This is a genomic window from Yinghuangia sp. YIM S09857 (assembly GCF_051388915.1).
GTDB lineage: Bacteria > Actinomycetota > Actinomycetes > Streptomycetales > Streptomycetaceae > Yinghuangia.
This window is the reverse complement of sequence record NZ_JBPKBH010000004.1, coordinates 20,993-38,599: the sequence shown is the minus strand read 5'-3', so window position 1 is coordinate 38,599 and position 17,607 is coordinate 20,993. Positions and strand designations below refer to the sequence as shown.

The 17,607-nt window shown below is 73.1% G+C and carries 18 protein-coding genes; 4 read left to right on the top strand and 14 right to left on the bottom strand.

The genetic code is table 11. From position 1 onward, the window contains the following. Positions 1–94 precede the first annotated feature (94 nt). From ACRX5S_RS08975 to ACRX5S_RS08950, 6 genes are all read right to left on the bottom strand, one after another. Positions 95–580: an SRPBCC family protein gene (locus ACRX5S_RS08975; RefSeq protein WP_436772282.1), complete on the bottom strand. Its 486-nt coding sequence runs from the start codon at positions 578–580 to the stop codon at positions 95–97. Positions 581–585: 5 nt separating this feature from the next. Continuing rightward, a complete protein-coding gene (locus ACRX5S_RS08970; RefSeq protein WP_436772281.1) occupies positions 586–843 on the bottom strand; it encodes an acyl carrier protein in 258 nt (85 codons plus the stop codon). 76 nt (positions 844–919) lie between these two features. Next, a complete protein-coding gene (locus tag ACRX5S_RS08965; protein WP_436772280.1) occupies positions 920–2,152 on the bottom strand; it encodes a beta-ketoacyl synthase N-terminal-like domain-containing protein in 1,233 nt (410 codons plus the stop codon). After that, positions 2,149–3,441, bottom strand: coding sequence for a beta-ketoacyl-[acyl-carrier-protein] synthase family protein (locus ACRX5S_RS08960; protein ID WP_436772279.1), 1,293 nt, complete (start codon positions 3,439–3,441; stop codon positions 2,149–2,151). The genes ACRX5S_RS08965 and ACRX5S_RS08960 overlap by 4 nt, the downstream gene beginning before the upstream one ends. Beyond that, on the bottom strand, positions 3,438–3,941 hold the full coding sequence (locus ACRX5S_RS08955) for a cupin domain-containing protein (protein ID WP_436772278.1): 504 nt from the start codon (positions 3,939–3,941) through the stop codon (positions 3,438–3,440). Before ACRX5S_RS08955 ends, ACRX5S_RS08960 begins: the two co-directional genes overlap by 4 nt. Continuing rightward, entirely contained in the window at positions 3,938–5,113 is a 1,176-nt protein-coding gene (locus tag ACRX5S_RS08950) for a SchA/CurD-like domain-containing protein (protein WP_436772277.1), read from the bottom strand. The genes ACRX5S_RS08955 and ACRX5S_RS08950 overlap by 4 nt, the downstream gene beginning before the upstream one ends. Before the next feature lie 180 nt (positions 5,114–5,293). On the opposite strand from ACRX5S_RS08950, the gene ACRX5S_RS08945 reads away from it, so the two are divergent. Next, positions 5,294–7,210 carry an FAD-dependent oxidoreductase gene (locus ACRX5S_RS08945; RefSeq protein ID WP_436772276.1) on the top strand — a complete coding sequence of 639 codons (1,917 nt, stop codon included), beginning with the start codon at positions 5,294–5,296 and terminating at the stop codon, positions 7,208–7,210. A 72-nt stretch (positions 7,211–7,282) separates the two neighbouring features. Here ACRX5S_RS08945 and ACRX5S_RS08940 read toward each other — a convergent pair whose 3' ends face one another. The 5 genes from ACRX5S_RS08940 to ACRX5S_RS08920 form a co-directional block, all read right to left on the bottom strand. Further along, a complete protein-coding gene (locus ACRX5S_RS08940) occupies positions 7,283–8,023 on the bottom strand; it encodes a class F sortase (protein WP_436772275.1) in 741 nt (246 codons plus the stop codon). A gap of 137 nt (positions 8,024–8,160) precedes the next feature. Next, complete coding sequence (locus ACRX5S_RS08935; RefSeq protein WP_436772274.1) at positions 8,161–8,484, bottom strand: hypothetical protein; 324 nt, start codon at positions 8,482–8,484, stop codon at positions 8,161–8,163. A gap of 161 nt (positions 8,485–8,645) precedes the next feature. Next, positions 8,646–9,800 (bottom strand): methyltransferase, encoded by a 1,155-nt coding sequence (locus ACRX5S_RS08930; protein ID WP_436772273.1) that lies wholly within the window; start codon positions 9,798–9,800, stop codon positions 8,646–8,648. A gap of 40 nt (positions 9,801–9,840) precedes the next feature. After that, complete coding sequence (locus tag ACRX5S_RS08925) at positions 9,841–10,302, bottom strand: hypothetical protein (protein ID WP_436772272.1); 462 nt, start codon at positions 10,300–10,302, stop codon at positions 9,841–9,843. 658 nt (positions 10,303–10,960) lie between these two features. Continuing rightward, entirely contained in the window at positions 10,961–11,590 is a 630-nt protein-coding gene (locus ACRX5S_RS08920; protein WP_436772271.1) for an LUD domain-containing protein, read from the bottom strand. A 200-nt stretch (positions 11,591–11,790) separates the two neighbouring features. Here ACRX5S_RS08920 and sigJ point away from each other — a divergent pair, with 200 nt between their 5' ends. From sigJ to ACRX5S_RS08905, 3 genes are all read left to right on the top strand, one after another. Then, positions 11,791–12,756, top strand: a complete 966-nt coding sequence (sigJ, locus tag ACRX5S_RS08915; protein ID WP_436772270.1) for an RNA polymerase sigma factor SigJ — start codon at positions 11,791–11,793, stop codon at positions 12,754–12,756. A gap of 332 nt (positions 12,757–13,088) precedes the next feature. Beyond that, positions 13,089–13,331, top strand: a complete 243-nt coding sequence (locus ACRX5S_RS08910; protein WP_436772269.1) for a hypothetical protein — start codon at positions 13,089–13,091, stop codon at positions 13,329–13,331. A gap of 88 nt (positions 13,332–13,419) precedes the next feature. Continuing rightward, complete coding sequence (locus ACRX5S_RS08905; RefSeq protein ID WP_436772268.1) at positions 13,420–14,826, top strand: acyltransferase family protein; 1,407 nt, start codon at positions 13,420–13,422, stop codon at positions 14,824–14,826. Between the two features lie 171 nt (positions 14,827–14,997). On the opposite strand, the gene ACRX5S_RS08900 is transcribed toward ACRX5S_RS08905, so the two are convergent. The 3 genes from ACRX5S_RS08900 to ACRX5S_RS08890 all read right to left on the bottom strand — a co-directional run. Continuing rightward, on the bottom strand, positions 14,998–15,990 hold the full coding sequence (locus ACRX5S_RS08900) for a hypothetical protein (RefSeq protein ID WP_436772267.1): 993 nt from the start codon (positions 15,988–15,990) through the stop codon (positions 14,998–15,000). A gap of 195 nt (positions 15,991–16,185) precedes the next feature. Then, positions 16,186–16,944, bottom strand: coding sequence for an HpcH/HpaI aldolase family protein (locus ACRX5S_RS08895; protein WP_436772266.1), 759 nt, complete (start codon positions 16,942–16,944; stop codon positions 16,186–16,188). Between the two features lie 293 nt (positions 16,945–17,237). Then, positions 17,238–17,607 (bottom strand): hypothetical protein (locus ACRX5S_RS08890; RefSeq protein WP_436772265.1); only part of this gene is annotated, 370 nt, incomplete at its 5' end.

Sequence of the window (17,607 nt, the reverse complement as noted above, 5' to 3'; positions counted from 1 at the left end):
CCGGGCCGTGCGGGCCCGGACACCGGGCCGGATCAGACCCGGGCGGCGGGCCCGAAGCTCGGGCCCGGACACCGCAACCGATCGGCGGAACGGCTCATCCGATCGGCGCCGAGGCCGAGGTGAGCCCCAGTTCATCGGCGCGCTGCTGGATCTTGTCGCGGATGATCTCCATCTGGACCCGCGAGTTGCGGTTGATGTTGTCGGTCATCCACGCGTCGTCCACCGGCGCGGTGTCCTTCATCGCGAAGTCCTGCACCCAGCGCATGCGCACGCCGTCCGGCTCCTCGTGGTACTCCCAGCGGATGTGCATGTAGGAGAACGGCCCGGTCTCGACGCGCTGCGCCCACACCGTGCGGCGCTCGCGGTCCGGCTCGCGCTCGGACACCCAGCTCCACACGTTGCCGTCCTTGTCGGGGTGCATGGTGAGGCGGAAGGTGATCTTGTCGTTCTCCCGGCCCAGCACCTCGACCGCGGCGTACTCGGTGAAGAGGTCGGTCCAGTGCTCGATGTCGTTGGTCATGTCCCAGACCAGATCGAGCGGCGCGTTGACGATGATGCTGTTGTCGGTGTGTCCGGCCATCGTGGTCACACTCCGGAGGTGGTCTGGGAGTTCACCATGTCGACGAACTCGCGCGGGTTCTTGCAGCGTTCGGCGTCGGCGCCGAGCGGGGCGCCGTGGCTGTGCTCGATCTCGGCGACCACGGCCATCAGGCCCAGGGAGTCCAGGCCGACGTCCGCGAACGGCAGGTCGGGGGCGGCCGCCAGGTCCGCCGGGTCGATCGCGATCCCGGCGCTGGACTTCATGAGCGCCGACAGGTCCTCATAGGTGAAGGGCCCGGTCATGGGGTGTCCTCTCGTGGGTGACGGTGGGTCGGGCGGCACGGGTCGCGAGCCACGGCCCGTGCGGCGCGGGGTGCGGTCAGTTCCGGTCGTCGCCCGCGCGGAGCACGAGGGCCGCGTTGCAGCCCATGAGGCCGCGGCTGAGGATCAGCGCGGTGCGCAGTTCCGCGGGTCGGGCGTGGCCGGTGACCAGGTCGATGTCGTACTCGGTGGCGAATACCCCCGGGGTGGGCGGCACGACGCCGTGTTCCATCGCCAGGACGGCGGCAGCGCAGTCCAGGAGGGGGGCGCCGGCGTAGGCGCGTCCGGTCCCGGCCTTCGGCGCGGTGACGGGGACGTCGGCCGCGTGCGGGCCGAGGGCGTCGGCGAGCGCCAGGACCTCGGCGTGGTCCGCGGCGGGCACCGCGAGGGCGTCCGCGAAGACCACGTCGATGTCGGACGGGTGGGCGTCGGCCTCGGCGAGCGCCTGGGTGACGGCGCGGGCGAGTCCGTGCCGGGAGGCGTCCCAGCCGTCGGTGCCGGTGAAGGTGGCGCCGTGCCCGGCGACCACCGCGCGGACCCGGGCGCCGCGGCGGGCGGCCGCCTCGGCCTCCTCCAGCACCAGCACCGCGCCCCCCTCGGCGGGTGCGAAGCCGCAGGCGTCGGCGTCGAACGGCAGGTACGCGCGGGCCGGTTCGGTGGCGAGGGACAGTTCGCGGTAGCCGAGCTGGCACACCATCGAGTACGGCGCGATGGGCGCCTCGGCGGCGCCGACCACCATGGCGTCCGCGCCGCGCCGGATCGAACGGGCGGCGTGCGCGATCGCGTCCAGCCCGCCCGCCTCGTCGTCGGCGAGCACCGCGCACGGTCCCTTGAACCCGCCGCGGATCGAGATCTGGCCGGTGCTGGCGGCGTAGAACCACGCGATGGACTGGTACGGGCCGACCATCTGCGGCCCGGTCCCCCACAGGTTCTGCAACTCGCGCTGGCCGAACGCGCCGCCGCCGGAACTGCTCGCGGTGGCCACCCCGACCGCGTACGGCGGCAGCTCCGGCAGGTCCGCGTCGCGCAGCGCCTGGTCGGCGGCGTGCAGCGCGAAGTGCGTGAAGCGGTCGGTCTGCACGAGGTACTTGTCCTCGACGGTGCCGGCCGGGTCGAACTCGTCGACGAGCCCGGCGACCGCGAGCGGCATGTCCGCGCAGCCTTCGCGGGTGATGCGGGCCAGGTGCGGGGTGCCCTCACGGGTGGCCTTCCAGAACATGTCGGTTCCGATGCCGTTGGGGGCGACGACGCCGACGCCGGTGACGACGCCGCGGCGGGGTGCGGGGCTCATCGCGCGGTCCTCCCCGGTCTGGTGTCCCGGTCGAGCGACCGGCGGTCGAGCACCACGGCGGACTGGAACCCGCCGAAGCCGCTGCCCACCGACAGGACGGTGTCCAGGCGGGCTTCGCGGGCGGTGCGCGGTACGTAGTCGAGGTCGCATTCGGGGTCGGGCGTCTCGTAGTTGGCGGTGGGCGGCACGACGCCGTTCGCCATGGCCAGCGCGCACGCGGCGACCTCGATCGCGCCGATGGCGCCGAGCGAGTGCCCGACCATCGACTTGATGGAGCTCATCGGCACGCGGCGGGCGTGCTCGCCGAGGGCGCGCTTGACGGCGGCGGTCTCGTGGCGGTCGTTCTGCTGGGTCCCGGAGCCGTGCGCGTTGACGTAGTCCACGTCCCGCGGATCCAGGCGGGCGTCGTCGAGGGCCCGGCCGATCGCCACCGCCATCTCCAGCCCCTCCCGGGTGAGCCCGGTCATGTGGTACGCGTTGCCGCGCGTGGCGAACCCGGCGATCTCGGCGTAGATGCGGGCGCCGCGGCCCCGGGCTCGGCCGAACTCCTCCAGCAGCAGTACCGCGCAGCCCTCGCCGAGCACGAACCCGTCGCGGTGCGCGTCGAACGGCCGGGAGGCGTGCGCCGGGTCGTCGTTGCGCGTCGAGGTGGCCTTGATGGCGTCGAAGCAGGCGACGGTGACCGGCGATATCGGGGAGTCGGACGCGCCGGCGAGGAAGACGTCGGCGCGTCCGTCCTCGATGGCGTGCGCGGCGTAACCGATCGCGTCCAGGCCGGACGTACAGCCGGTGGACACGGTCTGGACCGGGCCCCGTGCGCCGAACTCCTCGGCGACCTCGGAGGACAGCGCGGCCGGGGTGAAGGCGCGGTGCAGGAACGGCTCGGCGGCGCGGTGGTCGACGTCCCAGCGGGCACCCTCTCCGCTGACCCGGGTGTAGTCGTGCTCCAGCCGGGTGGTGCCGCCGACGGCGGTGCCCAGCGACACACCGACGCGCCACGGGTCCTCGGCGGCCAGGTCGACGCCGCTGTCGCACACCGCCTCGCCGGCCGCGGCGAGGGCGAACTGCACGTAGCGGTCCGCGCGTTGCGCGCGCTCGCCGGTGATCCCGTGCGCCGCGGGGTCGAAGTCGCACTCGGCGGCGATCCGGGAGCGGAACGGCGCCGGGTCGAAGAAGGTGATGCCGCGGGTGGCGGTGCGGCCGGCGGTCAGCAGGTCCCAGAACGCGGGGACACCGACGCCGCCCGGCGCCACCACGCCGACGCCGGTGACCGCGACACGGAACGTCACGACCGACCGCCGATGCCGGGATGCGGCTCGTGCGGGTCGGCGAGCACCTCGGTGTCGACGTGCCCCAGTTCGGGCTTGGGGGCGAGCGGCGCGAGCTGGAAGACCATGCGGGCCTCGACCCGGCCGGTGTTGCGGAACCGATGGCGCATGTTGCGCGGCACCATCAGGCTCTGCTCGGCGTGCAGTTCGTGGGTGACGCCGTCCAGGTCCACTTCCAGCGAACCGCACACCAGGTGCACGAACTCCTCGGAGTACGGGTGGTAGTGCTCCGAGATGGTCTCGCCGGGGGCGAGCAGGGCGACGCCCATGAAGCCGCTGGTCGAGCCGACGGTCGTCGGGCTGAGCGTGACCCGGAGGTCGCCGCCGCGGCGCCGGTTGGGCGCCACCTCGTGCAGGCCGACGATGCGGACCTGCTCCGCCGCGCAGCACGCGTCGGTGGCGGTCGGCGCCGGTTCGGCGCGCTGTGCTTCGGGCGTGGTGGGGGTGGGTGTCGCGTTCATGCAGTCACCTCCGGGGTGAGGGCGGCACGGCGGTCGGTGACCGACGCCATGGCGCTCGCTTCGTGCAGGCGGCGGAGGCCCGACGTGTCGGCCAAGTCGTCGTGGCCGTCGAGCAGTTCGGCCATGCGGGCGGCCGTGCGGGGGTCGACGCCGAGTCGGGCGGCGAGGTCGTCGTCGTGACCGGGGCGCAGGTCGACCACGCGGACCAGGAGGTCCTGGCGCACGTAGACGGACGTGGCGGCGAGCGGGCCGTCCGGGTCGGCCAGCACGGCTTCGTCGTGCTCGGCGAGCAGTCGTGCGGCGGCCTCGGCGCTGCCGTGGCGCACCGGGTAGAGGTAGGCGTGGCGGGTGGCGCGCTCGTCGTCGGGACGGGGGCGCACCGAGGTCCGCTGGAAGGCCTCGGCCAGTGCGGCGCGCATGAAGAACTCCCGGGCCGCCTGCGGGTCGTCGAGGTTGCGCGGCTCCACGAGGTGCGGGTTGAGGGCTTCCTCGACGCGGCGAACCTGCGGCTGCCGGGCCACGTGCGCCATCGCGGCGCCCATGTCGCCGGTGATCTCGATCGCCCGGACCACCACGGGGCCGCGCATGAAGACCGACGTGCGGCGCAGCGAGGTGGTGTCGTCCACGCGCGGGTCCGGCGGGTCGTAGGCGCTCAGGATGTGCGCGACCTCGTCCTCGCTGCCGGGCATGACCGGGAAGCTCAGCGCGCAGCGGATGACGCCGTCGGCGGCGGGGCGCGGGGCGGCGGGACGGGCCTCGGGGGCGGCGGCACGTCGGCCGGCGGTCCGGGTGGGGTGGGCGTCCGGGTGGTTCTTGTCTGTCTCGCGGGCGACCGCGTACCGCAGCGAGCGGGTGCCGCGCACGCAGCCGTGCAGCGGGCGGACCATCATCTGGTGCTCGGGACTGTCGACCCACGCGAGGAACTCGTCAGCGCCCGCCCACTCGCTGGTGATGAGCCACTGCGTGGGGTCCTCGATCGACTGGCAGAGCTGGTCGCGCAGGTGCCCCGGCACGCGGGCGACCTGGTCGCGGATGCTCTCGTACGCGTCGAGGAACCGGTCCTGCGACCCTTCGTGGATCTCCAGCATCAGCAGCACGCGGAGCTTCGCCCCGTCGGCGCCGGCTCGGGCGACGTCGTCGCGGTCGACCTGGCTTCGGACAGTCGTGTCCATGTCCATCCTTCAGTCGTGGGCCCCGTGTTCGAGCGTGAGGGCGTCTGTGACGTCGGGCACCTTTTAGAGGGCATCCGGGTGATATGGCCATCGGCCGTGAGGGGACCGGGCCGCGGCCGGGAACTCGCCCGTGGGAAGAGCACGCTGGTGCCGCACGGAGGTGGAGCCAAGGTGGAGCCGATGAGTCCGCACGACGATCGACACGACGACGAACGCGTTCCGGTGCTGGTGGTCGGCGGCTCCCTGGTGGGGCTGTCGGCGTCGGTGTTCCTGGGGCGCCTGGGCGTCCGGCACCTCGTCGTGGAGCGCCACACCGGCACGTCGCGCCACCCGCGGGGGCGCGGCAACAACGTGCGCACGATGGAGCTGTTCCGCACGGCCGGCGTGGAGGCGGGCATCCGGGAGGCGTCCGCGGTGCTGGCCGGGAACCACGGCATTTTGCAGGCCCGCACCATCGCCGGGGACGAGCAGGAGTGGCTGTTCAAGGAGATCGACCCGGGCGGCGGACTGGCCAAGTTCTCGCCGAGTTCGTGGTGCCTGTGCAGCCAGAACGATCTGGAGCCGGTTCTCGTACGCCATGCGGGCGAACTGAACGAGCCGGTGCGGTTCGGCACCGAGTTGGTGGAGTTCGAGCAGGACGCGGACGGCGTGACGGCGGTGCTGGAGGCCCGGGAGAGCGGCGAGCGGCGTACCGTCCGCGCGGACTACCTCATCGCGGCGGACGGGCCGCGCAGCCCGGTGCGGAACCGGCTCGGCATCGGCGTGTCGGGGCCGGGCGACCTGTTCCACAACGTCAGCATCACGTTCACCAGCAAGCGGCTCGCCGAGTTCGTGGGCGAGCGGCGCTTCATCGTCTGCTACCTGACCGACCCGGACGGCGAGGGGGCCCTGCTGCCGGTGGACAACACCGAGCGCTGGGTCTTCCACGCCCCCTGGCATCCGGAACGCGGGGAGCCGCTGGACGCCTTCACGGACGAACGCTGCATCGCGCACATCCGCGCCGCCGCCGGGGTGCCGGATTTGGACGTGCAGATCACCGGAAAGGCCCCCTGGCACGCGGCCGAACGTGTGGCCGACCGCTACCGCGAGGGCCGCGTCTTCCTGGCCGGGGACTCGGCGCACGAGATGTCGCCGACGGGCGCGTTCGGGTCGAACACCGGTATCCAGGATGCGCACAACCTGGCGTGGAAGCTGGCGGCGGTGCTGCGCGGGGAGGCCGACGCGGCGCTGCTGGACACGTACGAGGCGGAGCGTCGGCCGGTGGCTCTGGCGACCGCGGCGCGGGCGTCGAGTCGTTCGGTGGAGCACAGCCATCCGGGGTATGCGCCGCGGGGAGATGTGGCGGGCGCGGGTGGTGCGCCTGGGGGTGGGCCGGGCGCGAGTGGGCCGGGCGCGAGTGGGTCGGGCGCGAGTGGGTCGGGCGCGAGTGGACCGCCGGTGGGTGGTCGGCCGGGTGGTGCCCCTGTTGGCGGGCCGCCGAGCGGCGGTGCTTCTGCCGGTGGTCCCCCTCGTGGTGGTCCGCCGGCGGGCGGTCCCCCGAACGGTGCTCCGGGCGGCCGTCCGCCCGGGGGCGGGCCTCCGGCGGGGCGGCAGCCCGGGGTGCTCGGGGTGGTTCTCGGATACCGCTATCCGCGCGGTGCGGTCGTCGGTGCGGATCCGGAACTCCCGGTCGTACCGGAGGCGTTCCGTCCGCCCGACGGGTCGCCCGGCAGCCGTGCACCGCACGCGTGGGTGCGGCGGGGCGGGGAGCGCGTCTCCCTGCTCGACCTGTACGAGTCGCGCTGCGTGCTGCTCACGCGCGAAGGCCCGGCGGGGGAACCGTGGCGGCGTGCCGCGGCGGAGCTGGACGGGCCGCTCGCCGTCTACGCGGTGGCGGACGGCGGCGAGTCGTCCTCCGACGTGCTCGTCACCGAGGACGGCGTCGACTGGGCGGCGCTGTACGGCGTCGGCGCCGGGGGCGCGGTGCTGGTCCGGCCGGACGGATTCGTGGCGTGGCGTTCGGAGGCGGACGCGGGGGCCGGTGACGCCGTCGCGGTGCTGCGCGAGGTCGTCGGGGCGATGTCGCTGCGCTGCGGGGCGGGGTCGTCGCCGGTGTGAGGTGTGAGTGCGCCGAGGCCGCCGGATCACGGGTGTGGTCCGGCGGCCTCGGCGCGACTCGCTTGCCGGTGTTCAGGATCCCGGCACGAGGTGGGCGAAGACGACGACGTTCTCCAGGTAGTCCTTGCGCTGCTTGTCGTACGTGCCACCGCACGTGATCAGGCGGAGTTGCGCGTCCGGGGTCTGCCCGTACACACGCTTGTCCGGGAACGCGTCCTTGCGGAACGACTCGACCACGTCGACCTCGAACGCCGCCGTCTTGCCGTCCGCCCGGTCGACGGTGATCTTGTCGCCCTGCTTCAGGCTGCCGAGGGACCAGAACACCGCGGGGCCGGTCTTGGAGTCGACGTGGCCGAGCATGACCGAGGCGCCGCGGGCGCCGGGCGCGGGGCCGTCCTCGTACCAGCCCGTGAGATTGCGGTTGTTGGCGGGCGGGACCTCCAGGACGCCTTTCGCGTCGAGGCCCACCCCGATGACGGGGGCGTCGACCTTGACGGCGGGGATCCGGATGCGCAGAGGAGGCGAGTGCTTCATGGGCTCGGCGGGCGGGGGTGCGGCGGGGGCCGCCGGGGGCGCGGGCTGCGGCGCGGCGGGGTTGCCCGGGGCGTCGGGTGCGGCCTTGGGTGCGGTCTCGGGAGCGGAGTCGGCCGCCGAGTCGGGTGCGGACCCGGGCGCGGCGGCCGGGGCCGGGGCCGCGGACTGCGCGGCGGCGGGCTGCGGGGGCCCGTCCTCGTTCTTGAGGTCGTTGCCGATCACGCACACGCCGAGAATCACCGCGCCCGCGGCCACCGCCGTCAGCTTCGCGCGTCCCATGTCACTGGCCGCCTTCCTCGTTTGAACGGGGCTTCGTGGTCCGCCGGATGCGCCCGGCACGCCGGAGCGGGCAGCGGACCCGTGCCGGGACCCGCCGCACGGGGGCGGGACCCGACACGGGTCCGCGGATGGCGTGCTCAGGCCTGCGCGGCGCCCGTGGTGGTGCGACGGCGCAGCGCGTGCACGCCGAGGCCGAGACCACCGGCGATCAGCGCACCGCCGGTCGCCAGGCCCGCGCCGTCGTCGAGGATGCCGATGCCCGCGTGGGGGCCGCCCTGCGGCGCCTTGTACTCGCCGGACCGCTTCTTCTCCTCCCACTTGCCGCCGTCGCCGCCCGACCAGGACTTCTCGGTCGAGGAGCTCTCGGGCGTGTGGGAGTCGGCGTGGGCGGACGGGACGGCGATGGTCAGCGCCGCGAAACCGAGGGCGGCTCCGGCGACGAGGGTGCGTGCACGACGCATGGGGCTTGTCCTTCCGGCGCCCGCAAGACTGTTGACGGGACGTCAACACGGGGATCGGCGGTGCGCCTCTACCACCATGAGCCGGGCCCGGCAAGGCTGCGACCGCTGCTAGTGCGTTCGCGCACGGCCCTTGGCCCCTTGGGGGGACATCCGGGCCGAGTTCACCCAGCGGCATCATGCGCAGGTTTGCCGGCGGCGTTGCGGCGGGAACTGTCGTGGTCCGGTTTCCGGCCGTCGAACATGTGCAGTGCGGCGCTGATGGCGCTCACCTCGCGCACGTCGAGTCCGGCACGGCCCATGGCGGACAGGATGCTGGCCTCGGTGTGCTTGGCACCGCCGACGTTGAGCAGGAGCAGCAGGTCCATGGCGGTGGTGAACTTCCGGGACGCGCCCTCGTCGAGGAGGTTCTCGATCACCACGACGCGGGCGCCGGGTTCGGCGGCTGCGACGATGTTCGCCAGGGCGTGGCGGGTGCTCTCGTCGTCCCATTCGAGGACGTTCTTGATGATGTAGACGTCGGCGCGTACCGGGATCTCGTCGCGGCAGTCGCCCGCCACCAGTTCCGCGCGGTCGGCGAGCGGACCGCCGGGACGCAGCCGCGCGTCCGCGTCGGCGATGACGGCGGGGAGGTCGAGGAGCGCGCCGCGCAGGTGCGGGTGGCGTTCGAGGAGCGTGGCGAGCAGGACGCCCTGGCCGCCGCCGACGTCGACGACGACGCGGGCGTCCGCGAGATCGAGCACCGCCGCGACGTCCTCGGCGGACTGACGGCTGGACTGGGTCATCGCGCGGTTGAAGGTCTCGGCCGACTCCGGGGCGTCCTCGTGCAGGTAGTCGAAGAAGCCCTTGCCGTGCAGCGCGGGGAAGACGCTGCCGCCGTGCCGTACGGCGTCCTCAAGGCGGGGCCAGGCCTGCCAGGTCCACGGCTCGGTGGCCCAGAGGGTGACGTCGCGCATGCTGCGGGGCACTCCGGCGCGCAGGAGGAGCGAGGCGTCGTTGTGCGCGAAGCGGCCGTCTCCGTCCTCGGCGAAGATGCCGTGCGAGACCAGGGCCCGCATCAGACGCCGCAGCGCGGTCGGGTCGACGTCGATGCGGGACGCCAACTCCTCGGCGGTGGCCGCTTGTTCGTCGAGCGCGTCGGCGACACTGAGGCGCAGCGCGGCGCGTACGGCGGCGGCGGTCACGGCACCGAACGCCAGTTCGCGCAGGCGGAGACCGGGGTCGGGCGGGGGCGTCGTGGCGGGGGCGGCCGTGGCTCGGGCGGTCTTCGCCGTGGTGGCCGGGGTTGTGGTTGCGGTGGTCGCCGGCGCGTCGGTCATGCTCGGCTCCTTCCTTGGGGGTGGCAGGGGTCCGGCGGGGTCAGCCGAGCGATCCGTACCGGTAGGAGTAGCCGCCGAGCACTTCGAGCACGTCGGCCGTTCCGGATGCGGACGCGTAGTCGCCGGTGCCGCCGACGACCATCAGGCGCATTGGGTCGGCGGTGCCGGGCATGACGGTCTGGTCCTTGTAGTGGTGCACGCCCCTGAGCAGCAGCGTGCCGCGGCCGTCGACGCGCAGCGCGTGCGTGCATTCGGCGATGACGCGCTTGTCTCGGGCCTTCTCGACGGCGCACTCGATGGAGGCGTCCCCGACGCGGTGGTCGGAGGCGTCGCGGAGCATCGCGTACGTCCCCCACGTCTGGCCCTCGATGACGCCGCGGGGCTTGCCGCCGCCGACGACGTAGGAGCGCATCTCCGTGACGTCCTGGCCCGCGAACGCCGCCGGGGCCGACACGGTCACCGCCACCGCAACGACCGCGACCAGGCCCTTCATCCGCACCATCGGCACTCCCCTTCAGGCTCCGACCCGCCATACGCGGGATTCCCCTGCATCCTGAACGCGACGCCGGACGGTGCCCGCATGCCACGCGCGAGAGTCCCCCATTCAGCTGCACGGCTGCGTCGTGCAACGCGGCCTGTTGGTCCCGCACCCAGCGCTGCGCGGCCCGTCCGGCGAGGAGCTTGCCGTCATCGGTGAACACGAAGGTGTGCGACGCGCGTTCGGCGGGGGCGACGGGCGGGACGCCTTTGGTGACGAGGAGTTGGCCGCGTTCCGCCAACTGGCGGCGGAAGAGGGCGTACGTGGTGACGAACAGGACCGCCCGGTCGGCGGGAAGAGTCCGCCGTGGATGAGGGTGAGGCGGGTTCGGAGGGCGAGGCGGGTTCGGAAGCTGAGGCGTTGTGGGAACAGGCGTACACGATGCGCTGTGCGCTCGTTCGGGCGGTGGTCGCGGCGGTTTCCGATATCGCCTTCCAGGACTTCGTCCGGCAGAACCCGACCGTCGGCCCGCCGCGACGCGCCCGTGTCGCCCCCCAACCGCCCGGGCCCGACACGGTTCGACGCTGCTGCGCAGTCCGGCGATTGCGGCGCCGCCAAGGCCGCCTCGTCGTGGCGATGGCGGCGGCGGATCGCCGGTTGCGCAGCGTCGGGGTGGAGAGCGTCAGAAGCCTATGGGTTGGCGGAGGAGGAGGACTGTGGTGCGGCCGGGGTGGGGGTCGGCGTTGAGGACGAGGAGGCGGTTGATGGCGCTCGGGCTGCCGTAGACCCGGCGGGCGCGGGCGTCTTCCAGAGGGAGGGCGTGCTGTTCGATGCGGCGCAGGGCGGTGGCGAGGTCGGGGACGAGCTTTTGGCCGCCGACGACGAAGATGGCGTGCGCGGCCCCGCCGGAGTAGGCGGGGAGTTGGCTGCCGCTGCCGGAGGCGGCGACGAGGGTGCCGGTCTCGGTGACCGCGGCGACGCTGCCGAGGACGACGTCGGGACTGGCGAGGAGGCGGCGGATGTCGTCCGCCTGGGTGAGCCGGTCCATGGCCAGGACCTGGGGCTTGAGGGCCCGGTAGCGGTCGCCGGTGTTGATGTCGTCCTCGATGCCGGACAGGCGCAGGGTCTCGCTGGCCGAGGTGAACACGCTCGCACCGTCGGGAACCAGGTCGGGGATACGGGTGCGCGCGGCGGCGACGTCGTCGAGGATCTCGACGCCGAACCCGTTCGCCACCAGTGCGGTGGCGGCCCGCATGAGGCGGTCGTCGGTCGCCGGGTCGGTGAACGAGGTGGTCGAGGGGTGGGTGGTCATGGTCGGTACGGTCCTTCCGTGGAGCGGGGGACGGGTCGGTGGGAATGGCGTCGCGGGCGCCGCGGGTACGGGCCCTTGGGTTGTCCCCGTTGTCCGACCGGACAGGGCCGCGGAGTGTGAGGTGCGCGGCGGCCTCACATTCCGGCGGGCTGTCTCGTCCAAGGTGGTGGGGGCAACCGCGACCGAGGAGCCGTAGAACGATGACCACTCCCGACGAGCCGAGCGAGGACCGCGGCCACCAGGACCCGCACGACCCGGGCCTGAGCGCGGTCACGAGCGAGCGCCGGCATCTGCTGAACCTCGCGTACCGGATGCTGGGTTCGCTGGCGGACGCCGAGGACGTGGTCCAGGAGACCTACACGCGCTGGTACGCCATGACCCGGCAGGAGCAGGAGGCCATCAACACGCCCGGGGCCTGGCTGACGACCGTGGCCAGCCGCGTCTGCCTCGATCTGCTGGGCTCGGCGCGTGTGCGGCGGGAGCGCTACGTCGGCCAGTGGCTCCCCGAGCCGGTCCCCGAGGGCACCGAGTGGCTGGGCGGACGCCGCTCCCCCGCGCCGGTGGACCCGGCCGACCGGGTCACTCTCGACGAGTCGATCAACATGGCGTTCCTCGTCGTGCTCGAATCGATGACGCCGGCGGAACGGGTCGTGTTCATCCTTCACGACGTCTTCCGCTACACCTTCGTGGAGATCGCCGAGATCGTCGGCCGCACCCCCGCCGCGTGCCGCAAGCTCGCCTCCTCCGCACGCCGCCGCGTCCGCGACTCGCGGCCGGTCGCCACGCCGTCGGCGCAGATGGCCGAGCTCGTCCGGGAGTTCAAGGCGGCTTGGGAGGCCAAGGACATCCAGGCCCTGGTCGGCCTGCTCGATCCGTCCGCGGTGGCCACCGCGGACGGCGGCGGGCTGACGCAGGCGCAACTGGAGCCCATCGAAGGCGGCGAGCAGATCGCCCGCTACCTGGTCGACCTGGCCGGACGCGCCACCGACAACCTGGCCTTCGTACCGCGCACGGTCAACGGACAGCCGGGCCTGGTCGCCGAGATGGACGGGGTGACGATGGCGGTGTACGCGTTCGACATCACGGCAGACCGCATCTCGCACATTTGGGTGGTGCTCAACCCCGAGAAGCTCCGCACATGGTCGGTCGAGGCGAGCGAGGCCTGAGAGGGCCGAGGGCACCCGAGCGGGGCGTCGGAGCTCCCTTCGGCGCGCCGCCCGCCCGGGTCACCGCGCGCGCTCGTACGCAATTGCGGTGCACGACCGCGCGTAGCGCGCCGGTGCGAATATGGGTGCCAGTGCGGATGGACGCGCCGCCCAACGCTTCGCGAGACTGAGGCGGTCCGTAACCCCCACGCGGGCAGCGCGCGGCCTGCCGATCGGCGGGTCGCGCCGCCCCGGGCCGAGAACCGGCCGGGTGGTCGGCGGCAGAGGCAGCAAAGGAGCAAAGTGGGAACGTCGTGTCGCGATGCCGACCGATCTTCGTTCCCGGGGCCTCCGTGCCGGAACTCCCCGCGATCCGGGCCGTTAAGGAAAGTGCAGTCGACCGTGTCGCGGTCGCGGCCGGCAGTATCCCGGCCGAGCGCGGCGCGGCTTTTGCTGCATTTATCGCCTGTATTCGCATTGCCTGTATTCACCGTATTGCCGTCCTGCTGCTCGTCCCGGTGTCTGCGCTCGCGGCAGCCCGGTCGGTGACGGGGTTGTCGATGCCGACCGGAAGTCGCGTACGCCATGCCTGCTGACCACCCCCGTACTGGCCCCGTCCCCGGTAAGCCGCCCCCGGCCGCGACGGCGGCGGCGCCCGCGGCGGCGGCAGCGTCCGGCCGCCGGATGAGCTGGGACGTCGTCCGAGTGGCCGCGGTGCTGCTGGTGATGTTCTTCCACGGCTCGTCGCTGGCGGTGGCGTGGCACCCGGAGCTGGGCGAACGCCCGCTCACCTGGGGCTGGCCGGTCGGCGCCAGCACGCTGCTGGTGATCTCCGGCTACTTCGCCGCCGCCGTGGTGTCGCGGCAGGACGCGTGGCGCTGGTGGCTCGGCCGCCTCTTCCGCCTGCTGCCCGCCTTCTGGGCGGCGGTGCTGATCACCGGCTACCTCCAACGCAAGCTGGCCCTGGAGGGCTGGTGGGCCCCAACCTGGTCCGACATCGGGGCGAACCTGCTGATGCTGTGGCAGTGGAAGCCGCAGACGTACCCGTTCGTGGACCTGTCCTACTGGACGCTGCCCGTCCAACTCGCCGCGTTCACCGCCATGTTGGTGGTGGTACGCGTGCGCTCGTGGCGGCGCGGGCCGCGCGCCGCGGTGTGGCTGTGGGGCGTACTCGCGGTCGAACTCGCCCTGTGGCCGATCCGTGCCAACACCGCGTGGGAGCCGTTCCGCATGCTGCACGACGGACTCGGGTGGCACCGCGCCCACTTGTTCGTGCTGGGCGTCGCGGTCTACCTGGTGGCGACGCGGCGCATCGGCCGCGTGCACGGCCTCGCGCTCACCCTGGCGGGCCTGTTCGAGCAGTGGCTGCAACTGCGCGGCCTGGCCCTGCTGGTGCTCATCTCGATCGCCGTCGTCATCGTGCATCTGGCGGCCTGGGGCCCCGATTGGGACCGCGCACTGCCGAAGTCCACACATCGGGCGGTGCGTTGGCTGGCGGGCATCAGCTACGGCGCGTACCTGGCGCACTTCTCACTCGGCATCATCACGATGCGGTACCTCCACCGGGCCGGCGCCGGACCCGTGGTGCAGATGCTCGGCTTCGTCGCCACCGGCATCGTGGGCGGGTGGGTGCTGACGGTCGCGGTGGAACGCCCGGCGTACCGAGCGCTGTGCCGCCGCCGCGACCGGCGCAAGGACGCGGTCGCGGTGCGGGACAGGCGTACGGTCGCCACGCCCGCGTCGACCGGCGCGGTCATCGCCGTGGCGTTCTTCGGCGGCGCGCTGGTCGTGGCGGTCATGGACGTGTCGGGGGCGGTCCGGCACACGGCGTGGGCGTTCCTGACGCTGTGCGTGTTCGCCGCGGTGGTGACGTACCGCGCCCCGGCTCGCGGTCGTGCGGCGGTGGGCGTGGCGGGGGTGTGCTGGGTGCTGTACAGCGGGTTCGTGGTCCCCGAGATCGGCCATATCGGCTGGGACGGGGCCGCCGACGTCCGGCGCCTCGGCCTGCTGCTCGGCGCCGCGCTGCTCGGCATCGGCGCGCATGCGGTCGCCCGGCGCGCGAACGGCCCGCTCACGCGCGGGGCGGACTGAACGGGCCGACGTCAGGCGGGCTGACCCCGGGTGTATCGACGGCGGGTGGATCGACGCTGGATGGTTCGACGGCGCGTGGATCGACGGCGCGTGGATCAACGCCGGATGGATCGACGGCGGGTGAACCGACCGCGGGTGAACCGACGGCCGGGGTGTTGCGGGCCGCGCCTGTCAGGGCAGGTCGTCCAGACCCACGCGGTACCAGTCCTGCCCGCACACCACGTGCAGGTCCGGCCCTTGAGCGAACACCTGCCACCGCTCCGGTAGCGGCGAGCCGTCGGGCAGGGCGAGCCGGAAGCCGGCGGTCGCGTCGAAGCGGCCGTCGGCGAGGGTCCCGGTGAGGTAATCGGGACCGTCGTCGCCGTGCGGCCTGCCGAGGGCGGCCACCCGGTCGGCGCCCACCGCCAGGACGTGGATCCGGGCGAGGGCGTCCTGCGTCCAGCACGTCGTCCGCCCGTCCGCGATCCGCACGATGTCGTTGGCCTGCTCGTACGACACCCACGCCGTCTCGCCGTCGACGTTGAGCGCGGGGGTGCCCCACATGCCGGGCAGCCCGGCGCCGCGCTCGGAGTACGACCAGTTCCGCGCCAAGTCCGGGCCGAACCGGACCAGGCCCGATTCGCCCACGGGCGGCGGCGCCCCGTCGTACCCCCACCCGAAGTTGCCGAAGATCCCCTCGTCGAAGTAGCGGACCCAGCAGTTCCCACTCGGCGTGGTGGCGATCCCGGCCACGCCGTCGCCGAACACCCCCTCCGCCAGGACGTGCCCGTCCGCGTCGTGCAGGACCGCGTTGCGCTCCGGCCCCTCCGGCTCCGGACGCCAGGCCGCCCGCGCGCCGACGAGCAACACCCGGTCCTCCGGGAGGAGTTGGGCGTACGGGTGGGACACCGACAGTCGCGGGATCCGAGCGGCCTCCACCGCGTCCGGTGCGTGCACGGTGACGCGGGCGGACACGTCGGCCGACATCCGGCTCTCGGGGAACGTCACCCCGGATGCCGCGGTGATGCGCGCACGTGTCGCCTCGGCGCGCGCCCGGGACGTCCAGAGCACGACGATCCGGCCGCCCGGGGCGAGCGCCAAGGACACCGCCTCGTCGGTCGGATCACCGCCGGGTCCCGGCGTCAGCACCGCGTGGTGCCGCAACCGGACCACGGTCTCGTCCACGTCGACTTCCTTCCGCTTCCTGCGCGTCGCCGCGCCCGCATGGCGCTCCGCCCGCGCGCCCACTGCGCGCCCGGATCCGAAGAGGTGCCCACGGTACCCGCGTGCTTCGCCCGTGGCAGACGCACGAAGGCGCTCCGCGTGCGTTCGCGCTCGTCGTCCGGACGACAACCCTGCTCTTGTCGAATGGCCTTACTGTCAACCTCTGGGCGCTGGGGCGATGTTCAGCACGGTCGCACCAGGGACAGGGCCGTCGGCGCACGCGGAAGCGGCGATGTGCTCCACATGCCCGTGGATCGTTTGAGCCAGGAGCGCGGTGTCCAGGCCGACGGCGATGAAGTCGAGGGAATCGGGCAGAGGCGAGTCCGTATACGCGGTGCCGGACGCGAAGAACTGGCCCACAGGAACGCCGGCGGCGTTGCAGCGGGACATGACCTCGGAAACCGCGGCGAGGACCGGGGGCGCGGACGGCACGCCGACGTGCCCCAGGCTCGCCGACAGATCGTACGGTCCGATCAGCACCCCGCCGAGGCCTTCGACCGCGAGGATGTCGTCCAGGGCCGCGAGCCCTGCCGCCGATTCGATCTGGACCACAATGGACGTGGTCTCGTTGGCCCTATCGAGGTAAGGGGCGAAGGACAGGCCGTACCCGTGCGCGCGGCCGACGCCCACCGACCGGGTGCCGAAAGGCGGATACTTTGCCCAGGTCACCAACTCGCGCACCGCCGCCGCGTTCTCCGCCATCGGGCAGACGATGCCGACCGCTCCGGCATCCAACGCCTGCTTGACGTGGACCTCTTCCGCGGCGGGCACACGGACAAGGACCGGGAAACCGGCGGGCGCGCCCACCAGGACTCGCCCCACGTCGGCGGTGGTCACCGCGCCGTGCTCGCAGTCCACCATCACCCATGAGCAGCCCGCCAGCGCGGCGATCTCGACCAAACGGGGCTCCGGCAAAGTCACGATCGTCCCGACTGCCGGACGCTCACCCACGGCACGGATACCCGGAAACACGGAAGAACCGACCACGTGCACCTTTCCCTTCCTGCGCGGAAATTCGGCCCGTCCAGCCTACTTCGCAGCCCAAGGCCTCGTAGCGCACGCAACCGCGATCGGCGTCCAATCCGCGAACGCGCATGCTTCCTTGCGGCAAGTGGTCACTGACGCGACCGGAGGCGACATCGTTTCCCACCGCAGCGCCCGGGAGTTGGCAGTCGACGCCGGCCCGGACACGAGGTCACCCGCCGCTGTCACACCAGTTCGTCGCGTTCCGCCTCGTAGCGCCGCAGCAGTTCCCGGTAGCGGGCGTGTCGGCGTGCGACGAGGGAACGCAGGGCCCAGGCCACGATCAACGACAGCGCGATGACCGCCCCTGGCACCAGGAATCCGTAACCCGCGTTCTGCCCCACCGCGGCCAACGCGCCGCCCAGCACCAGCAGTACGGTGGCGCACCACGCCAGGAGCAGGACGGTCAGCAGCCGGCGGTCCTTCGACTGGGCCACGACCAACTCGAAGCGTGCCCGAGCGGCCTCGCGCGACGTGACGCCGCCCGGTCCGCCGGGCACTCCCGTGGGGATCGCGCCGCCCGTGAACAACACGGCACCGGCGGCGCGGGCCCGC